13 protein-coding genes are annotated in these 13,931 nt (G+C 69.1%); 9 read left to right on the plus strand and 4 right to left on the minus strand.

What is annotated here, in order from left to right; genetic code table 11:
* Positions 1-86 precede the first annotated feature (86 nt).
* From G3N94_RS23565 to G3N94_RS23575, 3 genes are all read left to right on the plus strand, one after another.
* Positions 87-1,508: a DUF2957 domain-containing protein gene (locus tag G3N94_RS23565; protein WP_205794970.1), complete on the plus strand. Its 1,422-nt coding sequence runs from the start codon at positions 87-89 to the stop codon at positions 1,506-1,508.
* A gap of 172 nt (positions 1,509-1,680) precedes the next feature.
* A complete protein-coding gene (locus tag G3N94_RS23570) occupies positions 1,681-2,922 on the plus strand; it encodes a DUF2957 domain-containing protein (protein ID WP_205794971.1) in 1,242 nt (413 codons plus the stop codon).
* A gap of 16 nt (positions 2,923-2,938) precedes the next feature.
* A complete protein-coding gene (locus G3N94_RS23575) occupies positions 2,939-3,772 on the plus strand; it encodes an OmpW family protein (protein ID WP_205794972.1) in 834 nt (277 codons plus the stop codon).
* Positions 3,773-3,947: 175 nt separating this feature from the next.
* Here the strand turns inward: G3N94_RS23575 and G3N94_RS23580 are convergent, their stop codons facing one another.
* Entirely contained in the window at positions 3,948-4,874 is a 927-nt protein-coding gene (locus G3N94_RS23580; protein WP_205794973.1) for a LysR family transcriptional regulator, read from the minus strand.
* A 94-nt stretch (positions 4,875-4,968) separates the two neighbouring features.
* On the opposite strand from G3N94_RS23580, the gene G3N94_RS23585 reads away from it, so the two are divergent.
* Positions 4,969-6,252, plus strand: a complete 1,284-nt coding sequence (locus G3N94_RS23585; protein WP_205794974.1) for an MFS transporter — start codon at positions 4,969-4,971, stop codon at positions 6,250-6,252.
* A gap of 81 nt (positions 6,253-6,333) precedes the next feature.
* Here the strand turns inward: G3N94_RS23585 and G3N94_RS23590 are convergent, their stop codons facing one another.
* Both G3N94_RS23590 and G3N94_RS23595 read right to left on the minus strand, forming a co-directional pair.
* On the minus strand, positions 6,334-6,972 hold the full coding sequence (locus tag G3N94_RS23590) for a LysE family translocator (RefSeq protein WP_205794975.1): 639 nt from the start codon (positions 6,970-6,972) through the stop codon (positions 6,334-6,336).
* Between the two features lie 107 nt (positions 6,973-7,079).
* Positions 7,080-7,967, minus strand: a complete 888-nt coding sequence (locus G3N94_RS23595) for an NAD(P)-dependent oxidoreductase (protein WP_241022041.1) — start codon at positions 7,965-7,967, stop codon at positions 7,080-7,082.
* Positions 7,968-8,041: 74 nt separating this feature from the next.
* Between G3N94_RS23595 and G3N94_RS23600 the strand changes: the two genes are divergently transcribed.
* Complete coding sequence (locus G3N94_RS23600) at positions 8,042-8,785, plus strand: Mut7-C ubiquitin/RNAse domain-containing protein (RefSeq protein WP_205794977.1); 744 nt, start codon at positions 8,042-8,044, stop codon at positions 8,783-8,785.
* A gap of 73 nt (positions 8,786-8,858) precedes the next feature.
* Here G3N94_RS23600 and G3N94_RS23605 read toward each other — a convergent pair whose 3' ends face one another.
* Positions 8,859-9,092, minus strand: coding sequence for a hypothetical protein (locus G3N94_RS23605; protein WP_205794978.1), 234 nt, complete (start codon positions 9,090-9,092; stop codon positions 8,859-8,861).
* Positions 9,093-9,589: 497 nt separating this feature from the next.
* On the opposite strand from G3N94_RS23605, the gene G3N94_RS23610 reads away from it, so the two are divergent.
* The 4 genes from G3N94_RS23610 to G3N94_RS23625 are packed head-to-tail and all read left to right on the plus strand — an operon-like array spanning position 9,590 to position 13,867.
* The gene (locus G3N94_RS23610; RefSeq protein WP_205794979.1) at positions 9,590-10,795 is read left to right on the plus strand and encodes an efflux RND transporter periplasmic adaptor subunit; all 1,206 of its coding nucleotides are present in this window, start codon (positions 9,590-9,592) and stop codon (positions 10,793-10,795) included.
* 22 nt (positions 10,796-10,817) lie between these two features.
* Positions 10,818-11,516 carry an ABC transporter ATP-binding protein gene (locus tag G3N94_RS23615; protein WP_205794982.1) on the plus strand — a complete coding sequence of 233 codons (699 nt, stop codon included), beginning with the start codon at positions 10,818-10,820 and terminating at the stop codon, positions 11,514-11,516.
* A 21-nt stretch (positions 11,517-11,537) separates the two neighbouring features.
* Positions 11,538-12,692 (plus strand): ABC transporter permease, encoded by a 1,155-nt coding sequence (locus tag G3N94_RS23620; protein ID WP_205794980.1) that lies wholly within the window; start codon positions 11,538-11,540, stop codon positions 12,690-12,692.
* A gap of 8 nt (positions 12,693-12,700) precedes the next feature.
* A complete protein-coding gene (locus G3N94_RS23625; RefSeq protein ID WP_205794981.1) occupies positions 12,701-13,867 on the plus strand; it encodes an ABC transporter permease in 1,167 nt (388 codons plus the stop codon).
* The last annotated feature ends 64 nt before the right edge of the window (positions 13,868-13,931 follow it).

The raw sequence follows: 13,931 nt of genomic DNA on the forward strand, positions 1-13,931 counted from the left end.
GTCTTTTTTAGACGAGTTCATCAATTGACAGCAAAAATCCGTGCAGCGACATTAGCTCGCACAATTAAACGATTGGAGACAGCGGCATGTCGCACGCCTTATCGAAGGGGGTGGCAACGGCCTTTGCCATAGCCCCTTTGCTCGTTGCCTGTGGTGGGGGGGATTCTGGCGGCTCGCCTGCGCCAATCGAAGCCCCCCAATGTTCCGGTTCCAGCTGCGGCACGCAGGGGCCGCCGCCGTCGCAGCCCGTCAACGGCGCGCTGTGCCCGGCCGACGCCGACATCGTGAAGAGCACGTATCTCGGCGGCGCGGGTAGTGGCGAGATCGTCAGCGTCAACATCGACGCGGTCGCGCTGACCTATACGCTCAAGTGGCTCGAATCGCCGATCCCGCTCGCGACCGGCACCGTCACGCCGACGCGCGTCGGCACGACGATCACCGGCAAGGTCATGCACCCGCCGACCGGCATGCTGCCGACCGCCGAACAGACCCGCTGCGCGTTCATCCTCACGCCCGGCGCGGGCACGGCCGGAAACGGCTCCGCCTATTCGACGGCCGCCGACTTCAACCCGGCGAATCCGCCGATGCTGCTCGTCGGCATGGGCGTCGCGGGCGGCGGCATTCCGGGCGCGACGATCCAGTACAGCGGGTTGACGATCGTCCCCGGCATCGCGCAGAACATCGGCCAGGTGCCGAACCGCCACTTCGACTTCTATCCGTTCCTCGGCTTCGCCAGCACGACGACGGATCTGACGAAGCTGCCGGGCACGTACAACGCGCTGATCTACCACCTCGTGCCGTCATCGAACTACGCGACGAAGGGTTCGACCTCGAGCGAGACGTTCGATGCGAGCGGCGCGTGCACGTCGACGAATGCGGCCGGCTGCCAGACAACCGGCGATCCGTGGAAGGCGAGCGCGAATGGCGGCTACTTCGACAGCGCGAAGGCGCCGCAGACGCTGCCGCAGACTCAGCTGCCGCTCATCGGTGCGACCGGCAAATCGGCGACCGCACACATGGTGATCGGCCAGCTGAACGGCGCGACGGTCCCCGTGATCGTGCGCACCGGCAACGTGAACCTCGGCACGCCGCCGCTGCATGCCGACGCGAAGGTCGACGACGAATCGGGCATCGCGGTGCTCGGCAATGCGACGGCACTCACGTCGGGCGGCTTCGACGGCGGCTACGCGGGCGCGGACTCGAACTTCAAGTACACGGCCGCGCTGATCCGCGGCACGAACGGCACGTTCGTGAACCCGACGACGCAAGCCGCGGAAGACGGCTTCACGCTCGACTACGGCCAGACGACGCCGGGCCTGCTGAACATGACGACGATTCCGCCGGCCGGCGCGAGCTATGCCGCGGGATCGGGCGTGATGATCGCGACGGGCGGGCTGTACGCGGCGCTCGTGCAGGGCACCGTGAACGGCGGCGTCACGTCGACGTCGGCGAACGCGAGCACGTCGTCGGCGCCGTATTTCGGCGTGGGCGCGCAGATCAGCAAATAGCGGAAAAACAGTGCGCTGAACTGCGGGAAAAACTGCAGACAACCCCGCGGCGGCGCGCGCCGCCGCGGCATCGAACGCGAGGCGCCCGGCACGGCGCCGGCAGGCGAAGCACAACCAAGAAGCGGCCGACAGGGAGCTGGCCGCCACACAAGACAAATCCTGGAGGAGCATCATGAAGCGGAACCTCATTCTGGCGGCGGCGTGTGCCGCGCCCCTTCTTTCGGCATGCGGTGGCAGCGGCGGCGACAATCCGCCGCCGCTCGTCGAGGACCGTCTCTGCCCTGCCACGCTCGACTACAGCACCGTCTATACGGGCGGCGCCGGCAGCGGCGAACTCGTCAAGCTCCAGCTCGACACGACCAAGATGACCTGGCAGGTCACCTATGTCGAATCGCCGGTGCCGCGCACGACCGGCACCGTCACGCCGACGCGCGCGGGCACCGTCGACAGCGGCACGCTCACGCAGGAAACGCTGCTGCCGACCAACAAGCTGAACCAGTGCGCGTTCCGCCTGAACGGCGCGAGCCTCGATGCGTCACGCCCGGCGCGCATCTTCGTCGGCTACGGCGTCGCGGGCGGCACGATTCCCGGCAAGGAAATCCAGTTCGGTGGCGTGCTCGGCCAGGCCGCGGTGCCCGACACGAAGTTCCCGTACTACCCGTTCATCGGCTTCTCGGCGATCGAGACCAACCTCGCGAACGTCGCAGGCAAGTACAGCCACGTCGGCTTCGGCGAGGTGCCGTCGCAGAACTTCGCGCCAGCATCGATCGACGCGACGGTGACGATCAACGCGGACGGCACGTGGACCAAGTGCGACACGACCGGCCAGTTCGCGGGCGCCTGCCGCCAGCCAGGCACGAACTTCGCGCTGTCGGCCGACGGCAGCGGCGCGTTCCAGACCAACAACTACCAGAGCCAGCTGAAGCCGACGCTGTCGACGCTCCCGCAAGGCAAGGGCTTCATGATCGTCGGCAAGCTGCGCAACCAGCTCGTGCCGATCCTCGTGCGCACCGGCGTCGCGAACCCGAACCCGACGCCCGACAGCAACGGCGTGCCGGGCCTCACCGCCGACGACGAATCGAGCATCTCGATCCTCGCGCCGCAGACGGCGATCGCGCTCGGCTCGCAGAACGGCGAGTACATCGGCGTCGACAGCCAGTTCGACTACCGGACCACCGCGCTGATCAACAACCAGGCGACGTTGCTCGATCCGTTCAACGCGTCGCAGGCGTCGCTCGCGACCGCGCTCGATCTCGACTACACGCAGAAGGTGCCGGGTACGGTCACCACGGTCCATTCGGGCTCGGGAAGCACGACGCCGACCGGCAAGTTCATCTTCACGGGCGGCGTGTTCGGCTTCCTCGACAACGCCGGTTCGACGCCGTATTTCACGATCGGCGCATTCGTCCAGTAAGCGGAGGCAGGCCGTCATGAAGAAAACCCTTCTGTGCGCGGCGGCGGCCGCCGCCACGCTGGCCCCGTTCGCCGCGCACGCGCAAAGCGCCGGCAGCAACGTCGTCACGCTCGGCTGGTTTCATATCATGCCGCAGCAGAGCAGCACGCCGATGACGACCAACGTGGCGCCGACGCCGATCAATACGCCACTGCGGCTGCCGGCCTCGTTCACGTCGCCCGGCACCGGGCTGCGCACGAGCGGCGCGGATACCGTCGGCCTGACGGTCAGCCACTTCCTGACCGACCACATCGCGGTCACGTCGGTGGCGGGCGTGCCGCCGGTGTTCAAGGTGTCGGCCCAGGGCACGATCAAGCCGCCAGGCCCTGCCGGCGCGCTCGGCACGCAGAACATCGGGCTCGGCTCGGTCAACCCGATCGTGAAGAGCGTGCGGCAATGGAGCCCGGCCGTGATCCTGCAGTACTACTTCGCGCAGGCGAACGCACGGTTCCGGCCGTTCCTCGGCCTCGGCGTGTCGTACAACTGGTTCAGCGACCTGCAGCTCAACACGAACTTCATCAAGCAGACGCAGGACAACCTCGGCGCGATTCTCGCGGCGGGCGCGGGCAAGCCGGGCGTGACGTCGGTGGAGGCGAAGGCGTCGTCGTCGTGGCAGCCGGTGTTCAACGCGGGCCTGCAGTACAACATCACCGAGCATTTCGGGCTCGTTGCGTCGGTGACCTACATCCCGCTGAAGACGACGTCGACGGTGACGATCAAGGCGGCCGACGGCACGGTGCTGTCCGAATCGAAATCGGACCTGAAGGCCGATCCGATCATCAGCTACGTCGCGATGTCGTACAAGTTCTGACGACGGCCGGGAAAAATCAGACGAAAAAAAACGGACGAAAAAAAGCCCGCCTGAAGAGGCGGGCTGAATCCATATCAGAGGAGACATGGAGGAGACAGGTGCAACTATAGCGAAACGGTTTCCGCAACGCAACATTTCCGTAGAGAAAATAAGGATTTTCCCTCGAAGGCCTGCTCTAATCCGCCTTTTCTTCTGACCCCATCAGTATTTCCGGGTCGAGCACCTCGGCCAGCGTGTCGCGCAGCAGCGCGATCGGCCGCATCAGGCGGCCCGGCAGCGCGCCGTGCACGATCCAGATGTTGATCCGCGTCTCGAGCCCCGACGTCTGCACGACCCGCAGCGCGTCCCGATGCGCGCTCCGTGCGAGCGCGGCCGGCGACGCGATGCCGATCCCCGTGCCGCGCGCGACCAGCGACAGCTGCAGATCCGAGCCGAACGCCTCGACCACCACGTCGAACGGCAGCCCGGCCGCGCCGAGCGCGCGGCTCAGCGCCGAGCGCATCCCGCAGCCGTCCTGGCTCAGCACCCACGGAAAACGCGACAGCGCGTCGAGCGTCAGCGGCCCTTCCGGCAGCGGAAAGTTGCGCGCAGCGACGAGCACGGCCGGCTGCACGCCGAGCAGCGTCTTCGTCAGCGTGTCCGGCAGCATCGCGCTGCCGGGCATCATCACGACGGCCGCGTCGAGCGCGCCGCGCTCGACGCTTTGCAACAGCGCCGGCGACCAGCCGGCCGTCACCCGCAGCGTCAGTCGCGGAAATGCGTCGCGCATCCGGTCGATCGGCCTTTCGAGCGCCAGCTCCGACAGGAACGGCGGCACGCCGATGCGCAGCTCGCCCGACGGCTCGCTGTCCGGCGCGCCGACCGCCAGCAGCGTGTCGACCGCGCACAGCACGTTGCGCGCAAGCGCGTAGACCTCACGCCCGGCGGCAGTCGGCTTCAGCGGCTTGCTCTGCCGCTCGAGCAGCGGCACGCCGAGCAGCGTTTCGAGGCTCTGCACGCGCCGCGTCAGGCCCGGTTGTGTCAGATGGAGCTTCGCGGCCGCGGCCACCATCGAGCCGCTGTCGACCACCGCGACAAATGCCTGCAGATCGCGCGTATTCAAAACAAACTCGCATAATCATGTTAGCCATATTTCAATTGTCGCATAACCATCAGCCACCTACGATGGGGACTTTCCACCTCGTCACCGGCTGACCATGACCTGCCCTGCCGACCTCTGCCCCACCGCCGCGCGCCCGTCCGGCGGCACGACCCCCGCGTTGAGCGCGGGCATGACGCTGTTCTTCGCCGCGACGGTCGGTGTGATCGTCGTCGACCTGTTTGCCGCGCAACCGCTGACCGGCCCGATCAGCGCCGACCTGCACCTGCCGGCGGGCCTTGCCGGCCTCGTCGCGATGCTGCCGCAACTCGGCTACGCGATCGGGCTGGTGCTGCTCGTGCCGCTCGTCGACCTGCTGGAAAACCGCCGCCTGATCGTGACGACGCTCGCCGTCTGCGCCGCAATGCTCACACTGCCGGCCATCACGCGCTCGGGCACGGTGTTCCTGCTCGCGACGCTGGTCGCCGGCGCCGCGTCGAGCGTGATCCAGATGCTGGTGCCGATGGCCGCGTCGATGGCGCCCGATGCGCAGCGTGGCCGCGCGGTCGGCAACGTGATGAGCGGGCTGATGCTCGGCATCCTGCTGTCGCGGCCGCTCGCGAGCCTGATCGCCGGCTCGGCCGGCTGGCGCACCTTCTACGGGATCGCGGCGGCCGCGAACGCGGGAATCGCCGTGGTGCTCGCGTTCCGGCTGCCCGTGCGACAGCCGCACGCGATGGCCAGCTACCGCGCGCTGCTCGCGTCGATGGGACGCCTGCTCGCCGACGAGCCGGTGCTGCGGCGGCACGCGCTGTCCGCCGCGCTCGGGATGGCCGCGTTCAGCGGGTTCTGGACCGCGATCGGGCTGCGGCTCGCCCAGCCACCGTTCGCGTTCGGGCTGCACGGAATCGCGCTGTTCGCGTTCGCCGGCGCGAGTGGGGCAATCGTCACGCCGCTCGCGGGCTGGGCCGGCGACCGCGGCCACGGCCCGACCGCATTGCGGATCGCGCATGCGGCGATGCTCGTCGCGCTTGTCGCGATCGGCGTCGCAGGCGCCGGCTGGGGCGGCTTCGATGCGCACGCGCATCGCGGTGCCGCGCTCGCGCTGCTGGTCGTCGGCGCGGCGCTGCTCGACGCGGGCGTCATCACCGACCAGACGCTCGGCCGACGCGCGATCAATCTGCTGAATCCTGCTGCGCGCGGCCGGCTGAACGGCCTGTTCGTCGGCCTCTTCTTCGTCGGCGGCGCCACCGGCGCGGCGCTCGCGGGCAGCGCATGGGCGTGGGCCGGCTGGCACGGCGTGTGCTGCGTCGCGCTCGCGTTCACCGGCGCAGCCGGCCTGTTCGGATTGGTTTCCGGCCGACAGTCCGGCGCCGTGGCCGTGCCGGAACCGCGCCCGTGAAAGACGAACGCCCCGCCCTCTCTCGAGGATGGGGCGTCTGAGCCGCTTCACGCCAGCGACAGGCGTGCGGGCCGAAGCCGGTCAGTGACGAACCAGCGCCATCATCGCGCCGAAGCCGACGAACAGGCCGCCCGTCAGCCGGTTGAACGCCTTCGCGACGTTCTGGCTCTTCAGCGTCGCGCCGATGCGCGTGCCGAACGACGCGTAGACGAGATACCAGCTCACTTCGATCACGGCGAACGTGACGACCAGGATGCCGAACTGCGGCAGCGTCGGCTCGGACGCATTGATGAACTGCGGCAGCAGCGCGGCGGCGAACAGGATCGCCTTCGGATTGCTGCCCGCGACGAGGAAGCCGTTGCGGAACAGCGCCCAGCGCGACGCCGCCACGGCCTGGCGCTGCACCGATTCGACGTCGGCGGCCGGCGCGTCGTCGACCCGCGCGCGCCACGCCTTCACGCCGAGGTAGATCAGATACGCGGCGCCGACGAAGCGCAGCGCATTGAACATCGCCGGCCACGCCTCGAGGAACACGCCGAGCCCCGCCGCCGACACCGACAGCATCAGCACCAGCGCGGTCAGGCAGCCGGCCATCGTCGACGACGAACGCCGCAGCCCGTGGCGGGCGCCGTGCGTCATCACGAGCAACATGTTCGGGCCCGGAATCGCCGACACGACGAACACCGTCGCCACGAAAAGCCACCATGTGTGCAAATTCATCACGGCCTCTGCCTGAAGGAAAACGAAAGGACGATTATGCCGCGCGCAGTGCGGGTTTGTCCCGCGCAGCGGGCCCGAACTGCAGGCCCGCGGCGTCAACGTTAACGTCAGCGGCCCGCGCGACGCGACGCCACTTCGCCAAGCACCGCGAAGTCCAGTTCGCCGCCGCCGTGCGCGAGCGCGTCCAGCAGGTTGTCGCGCACGAGGCTCGCGACCGGCAGCGGCACCGACACCGCTTCGCCGGCCTCGAGCGCAAGCCGCACGTCCTTCAGGCCGAGGCGCGCCTTGAAGCGCGCCGGCTCGTAGCGCCGCTCGGCGATCATGCCGCCATAGCCTTCGTACACGGGCCCCGGAAACACGCTGCTCGTGATCACGTCGAGGAAATCGCGCATCGCGACGCCATGCCCCGCGAGCAGCGCCGACGCTTCGCCGAGCGTCTCGATCGCCGACGCGAGCGTGAAATTCGCAGCGAGCTTCGCGACGTTCGCGTGCTGCGGCAGCGAGCCGAAGCGCCAGGTCTTCTGGCCGATCGCGTCGAACACCGGCTGCATCCGCTCGATCGCTTCCGCCGGGCCGGCCGCCATGATCGTCAGCCGCGCGGCCGCCGCGACGTCCGGGCGCCCCATCACCGGCGCGGCGACGTAGTGCAGGCCGCGCTCCGCGTGCGCGTGCGCGAGCGATTCGGCAAGCGCGACCGAGATCGTCGCCATGTTCACGTGAATCAGCCCGCGCGGCGCCTGCGCGAGCAACGCGTCGTCGAAGACCGCACGCGCGGCCGCGTCGTCCGCGAGCATCGAGAACACGGCATCGCCGCGGAATGCGTCGGCAGGCGTGTCGACGACCTGCGCACCGAAGTCGGCGAGCGGCGCGGCCCGCTCGCGCGACCGGTTCCAGACCCGCACCCCGTGCCCGGCCTTCAGCAGGTTCGCCGCGATCGCCAGCCCCATTTCGCCCAGCCCGATAAATCCGAGATCCATCGCTCGCTCCTTCGACAAGTGAAGCCCGGAGTTAAACACAGTTGTGTGCAACTTGCAGGCACGGCGGCCACGCGCGATGCGATACTGCGCGAATGGCGACCGCGACCTTCCGTTTCCACGGTGAACTGAACGCGTTCCTTGCGCGCACCCAGCGCGACCGCGCGATTGCCCGCGCGTGCTCGCCCGACGCGAGCGTCAAGCATATGGTCGAGGCGCTCGGCGTCCCGCATACGGAGGTCGGGCAATTGCGCATCAACGGCGCGCCGGCGCCGCTCGACCGGCGGCTCGCGGAAGGCGACAGCGTCGATGTGTACCCGGAACGCGCGCGGCCGCTGCCGGATGGCGCGCAAGCGCCGACGCACCCGGAATGGCGCTTCGTCGCCGACGCGCACCTCGGCGGCCTCGCGCAGCTGCTGCGCCTCGCCGGCTTCGACACCTGCTACGACAACCATTTCAGCGACGACACGATCGCCGAGCTCGCCGCGTGCGACGGCCGCGTCGTGCTCACCCGCGACCGCGAGCTGCTCAAGCGCCGCGCGGTCACGCGCGGCTGCTACCTGCACGCGCTGCAGCCCGCCGCGCAGCTGCGCGAACTGTTCGTGCGACTCGATCTCGCGCCGCAGATGCGGCCGTTCCGCCTGTGCCTGCGCTGCAACGCGCCGCTGCATCCACTCAGCGCGGACGACGCGGCCGCGCGGGTGCCGGCCGGCGTCCGCCAGCGCCACCGGCGCTTCGCCGCGTGCGACGTGTGCCAGCGGGTGTTCTGGGAAGGCTCGCACTGGCGCCGCATGCGCATGGTCGTCGACGCGATGCGCGCGGTGTCGCCCGGTGCCTGAAAAAACAAAACCCCGCATGCGTGAACATGCGGGGTTGCGACTGCCGGCCGGATGACCGGCCCCGGCGGACGACTCAGTTCTGCGTGCCCGAGTCGTTCGTGCCGGCGGCGGATGCCGCAGCGGCCTTCGCCTTGCCCTTTACCGAGCCGTGTTGCTTCAGCTGGTGCTTCGGCTTGGTGTGATCCTTCTTCATCGGCGCCGATGCGGCGGCCGGTGCTTCAGCGGCCGGCGCCGATTCCTGTGCGAATGCCGAAACCGATGCGAGTGCGAATGCTGCGGTCATGATCGAAGCGAGCGTCTTCTTCATTGTTCTTCCTTTAACAGGGAAAAAATCAAATGTATCGGTATGAAAAGATGCGAGGCATCCGCATCGGAGCGCCAGCTGCGCCGGGGTTTCCGGTCGCCGCCGGGCGGGTCCGCTTGCGCGTTCCTGCCCTGACGAATACTGACCCGCTGGCTCCCACTGCCTCCATAACGCATCGCGTTCACGGTGAGTTGACAGGCGGCCCGTGGCATCCGGGCTTTCCCTGACGCGCCGGCGCTGTCGGGACGGCCATGCGGCCAGGACTCGCCGAGCCAGGCGCCCACCCGGATCGCTGCACCACCGTTCCGCCCCGGCACCGTCCGCCTTCACCGCGTCGAACGGCCGCGTCGCACCGAGCAACAAGCGCGCTCGCGCGCCGTCGCTGCGACGCTATACTGGTTTCCTTCCGTCCCTTTCCCGGAAACCGGATCGCGATCGGTCGACGCGCCTGCCGCACGGTGCCGCGCCGCCGACACGCCGCCGGCACGAGACATCCCAAATTGCCCGATCACAATCTGGACAGGTTGAAAATCGACCGGCGGCCGGCCGCGGCCGTCCCGCGGCAGCGCCCCTGGCTCCGCTACGCGGTCATTGCCGCGCTCGCCGCCGCGGCGATCGGCGCGGGCATCGCGCTGACCGGCCGGCCGGCAGTCGAGACGACCACCGTGACCACCGCCTATCCGTTCCAGAACGACACGATGCTCAACGCGACCGGCTATGTCGTGCCGCAGCGCAAGGCTGCGGTCGCGTCGAAGGCGCAGGGCCGCGTCGAATGGCTCGGCGTGCTCGAAGGCACGCGCGTGAAGGAGGGCGAGGTGATCGCGCGGCTCGAGAGCCGCGACGTCGCGGCCGCGCTCGGGCAGGCGCTGGCGCAGGTCAAGGTCGCGCAGGCCAACCTGGCGCTGCAGCAGGCCGAGCTGAAGGACGCCGAAATCGCGTTCCACCGCACCGAAATCCTCGCGCCGAAGGGCGCGGTGCCGGCCGCGCAGTACGACACCGATCTCGCACGCGTCAACAAGGCGCGGGCGTCCGTCAACAGCAGCCAGGCCGCGATCGCGTCGGCCGAAGCCAACGCGCAGGCCGCGCAGGTCGCGGTCGACCAGACCGCGATCCGTGCGCCGTTCGACGGCGTCGTGCTCGAAAAGCACGCGAACGTCGGCGACAACATCACGCCGTTCTCGTCCGCGTCGGACAGCAAGGGCGCGGTCGTGACGATCGCCGACATGGACACGCTCGAAGTCGAGGCGGATGTCGCGGAATCGAACATCGCGCGGATCCGCGTCGACCAGCCGTGCGAGATCCTGCTCGATGCGCTGCCGGACCAGCGCTTCGCCGGCCGCGTGTCGCGCATCGTGCCGACGGTGGACCGCTCGAAGGCGACCGTGCTGGTCAAGGTGCGCTTCGTCGACCGCGACGCGCGCGTGCTGCCGGACATGAGCGCGAAGATCGCGTTCCTGTCGAAGCCTGTGTCCGCGCAGGACAAGCAGCCCGTGACGGCGGTGCAGGCCGGCGCGGTCGCCGAGCGCGACGGCCGCCAGGTGGTGTTCGTCGTGAAGGACGACGCCGTACGCGAGACGGCCGTGACGACCGGCGCGCGGATCGGCGAACTCGTCGCGATCCGCGGCGTGCGGGCGGGCGACACGCTCGTGCTGGCGCCGGGCGCGAAGCTCAAGGACGGCGCGAAGGTGACCGTCGCGAAGAAATAGCGTGAACGCGTTGCCACCCGTGATGCCCGCCCGGCCCGCCCCGCTCGTCGAGATCAGCCACGTCGCGAAGTCGTACCGGCGCGGCGTGCAGACCGTGCCGGTGCTGACCGACATCACGCTCGACATCGGCGAAGGCGACTTCGTCGCGCTGATGGGGCCGTCGGGCTCCGGCAAGAGCACGCTGCTCAACCTGGTGGCCGGGATCGACCGGCCCGACAGCGGCGAGCTGCGGGTCGGCGGCCTCGACATCACGCGGCTGGCGGAAGCGGCGCTGGCCGACTGGCGCGCCGCCAACGTCGGCTTCATCTTCCAGTTCTACAACCTGATGCCGGTGCTCACCGCGTTCGAGAACGTCGAGCTGCCGCTGATGCTCACGCACCTGCCGCGCCGGGAGCGGCGCGAGCGCGTCGAGCTGGTGCTGGACATGGTGAACCTCGCGAACCGGATGGACCATTACCCGTCCGAGCTGTCCGGCGGCCAGCAGCAGCGCGTCGCGATCGCGCGCGCGCTGATCACCGACCCGGCGCTGATCGTCGCCGACGAGCCGACCGGCGACCTCGACCGCGCGTCCGCCGGCGAGGTGCTGGCTCTGATGCAGCGCCTGAACGCCGAGCTCGGCAAGACCATCATCATGGTGACCCACGACGCGCATGCGGCCGGCGCGGCAAAGGCGCTCGTGCATCTGGAAAAAGGGGAGCTGATCAATGGGCAGGCCCGCTGAGCGCCGTCGCGGAGTCGCGCGATGTACGTGCTGAAGCTGATCGTGCGCAACGCGCTGCGGCACAAGCTGCGCACGCTGCTGACCGTGCTCGGCCTGACCATCGCGGTGCTCGCGTACGGGCTGCTGCACACGGTGGTCGACGCGTGGTACGCGGGCGCCGCCGCGGCGTCCAATGCGCGGCTCGTCACGCGCAACGCGATCTCGCTCGTGTTTCCGCTGCCGGTGAGCTATGAGAACCGGATTCGCGGCGTCGACGGCGTGACGATCGTCGCCCGCTCCAACTGGTTCGGCGGCATCTACCGGGAGCCGAAGAACTTCTTCGCGCAGTTCGCCGTGTCGGACAACTATCTCGACCTGTATCCCGAGTTCATCCTGCCCGCGCAGCAGCGTGCCGACTACCAGCGCGACCGCAAGGGCTGTCTGATCGGGCGGCAGCTTGCGAACCAGTTCGGCTTCAAGGTCGGCGACGTGATCCCGATCAAGGGCACGATCTACCCCGGCACCTGGGAATTCGTCGTGCGCGGCATCCTGGACGGACGCGACGAAACGACGATCACGCGGCAGCTGATCTTCCACTGGGACTACCTGAACGAGCGGGTGCGCAAGACGACGCCGCGGCAGGCCGACCAGGTCGGCGTATACGTGTTCGGGATCGCAAACCCGGACGAAGCCGCCGCGATCTCGCGCAACGTCGACGCCGTGTTCAGGAACTCGCTCGCCGAGACCCTCACCGAAACCGAGCAGGCGTTCCAGCTCGGCTTCGTTGCGATGTCGAACCAGATCATCGCGGCGATCCGCGTGGTGTCCTACGTGGTGATCGTGATCATCATGGCCGTGATGGCCAATGCGATGGCGATGAGCGCGCGCGAGCGCACGACCGAATACGCGACGCTGAAGGCGCTCGGCTTCGGCCCCGGCTTTCTCGCGCTGCTCGTGTTCGGCGAATCGCTCGTGATCGCCGCGATCGGCGGCAGCCTCGGCATGCTCGCGATGCCGCCGGCAGCGGACCTGTTCAAGCGGGCGACCGGCGGCGTATTCCCGGTGTTCAACGTGTCCGCGCAGACGATCGCACTGCAGGCCGCCTGCTCGCTCGCGGTCGGCGTCGCGGCCGCGCTCGTGCCGGCGTGGCACGCGGCGCGGGTGCGCGTCGTCGAAGGCCTGCGGGCGATCGGCTAGGCGCCGCGATGGCCATTCCGCTCGCCTACATCGCGCGCAACCTGTGGGCCCGCCGGCTCACCACGGTGCTCACCGCGGGCGGGATGGCGCTCGTCGTGTTCGTGTTCGCGACCGTGCTGATGCTCGACGCGGGCCTCACGAAGACGCTCGTGTCGACCGGCGAGCCGGACAACGTCGTGGTGATCCGCAAGGGCGCGGAAACCGAGGTGCAGAGCGCGATCGACCACAAGCAGGCCAACGCGATCGAGATGCATCCGTCGGTCGCGCTCGGCGCCGACGGCCGGCCGCTCGCGTCGAAGGAGGCGGTGGTGCTGATCTCGCTCGTGAAGACCGCGACCGGCAAGCCGTCGAACGTCGTGATCCGCGGCGTGTCGCCGGCGGGCGTCGGGCTGCGCCCCCGCGTGCGGCTCGCGGCCGGGCGCATGTTCAGCGCGGGGTCGTCCGAGATCGTCGTCGGCAGCGCGATCGCGAAGGGCTTCAGCGGCACGCGGATCGGCGACCGGCTGCGCTTCGCGCAGCGCGACTGGACCGTCGTCGGCGAGTTCGACGCCGGCGGCAGCGGCTTCGATTCCGAGATCTGGGGCGACGTCGACCAGCTGATGCAGTCGTTCCGCCGCACCAGCTATTCGTCGATGATCGTGCGCATCGCGCAGCCCGACGCGTTCGCGCGCTTCAAGGCGGACATCGACGTCGATCCGCGGCTTGCCGACGAGGCCAAGCGCGAGCAGGCGTTCTACGGCGACCAGTCGCGCGCGCTGTCGACCTTCATCAACATCCTCGGCATCACGCTGTCGTCGATCTTCTCGATCGCGGCGATGATCGGCGCGATGATCACGATGTACGCGTCGGTCGCCAACCGGGTCGCGGAAATCGGCACGCTGCGCGCGCTCGGCTTCAAGCGCGCGAACGTGCTCGCCGCATTCCTGCTCGAGGCGCTGCTGCTCGGCCTCGTCGGTGGCGTCGCGGGGCTCGGCTGCGCGGCGCTGATGCAGTTCGCATCGTTCTCGACCACCAATTTCCAGACCTTCTCGGACCTGTCGTTCCGCTTCGTGCTCACGCCGGCCATCGTCGTGAAGACACTGCTGTTCTCACTGGCGATGGGGCTGATCGGCGGCTTCCTGCCGGCGATGCGCGCCGCGCGGATGAACATCGTCGACGCGCTGCGGGCGCGGTGACGCCGCCGTGCTGCCGCCCGTCGCCCGTCGCCCGTCGCCCGCTGCCCGCTGCCCGCTGTCAGGC

It is taken from the genome of Burkholderia sp. Ac-20353 (assembly GCF_017104785.1).
GTDB lineage: Bacteria > Pseudomonadota > Gammaproteobacteria > Burkholderiales > Burkholderiaceae > Burkholderia.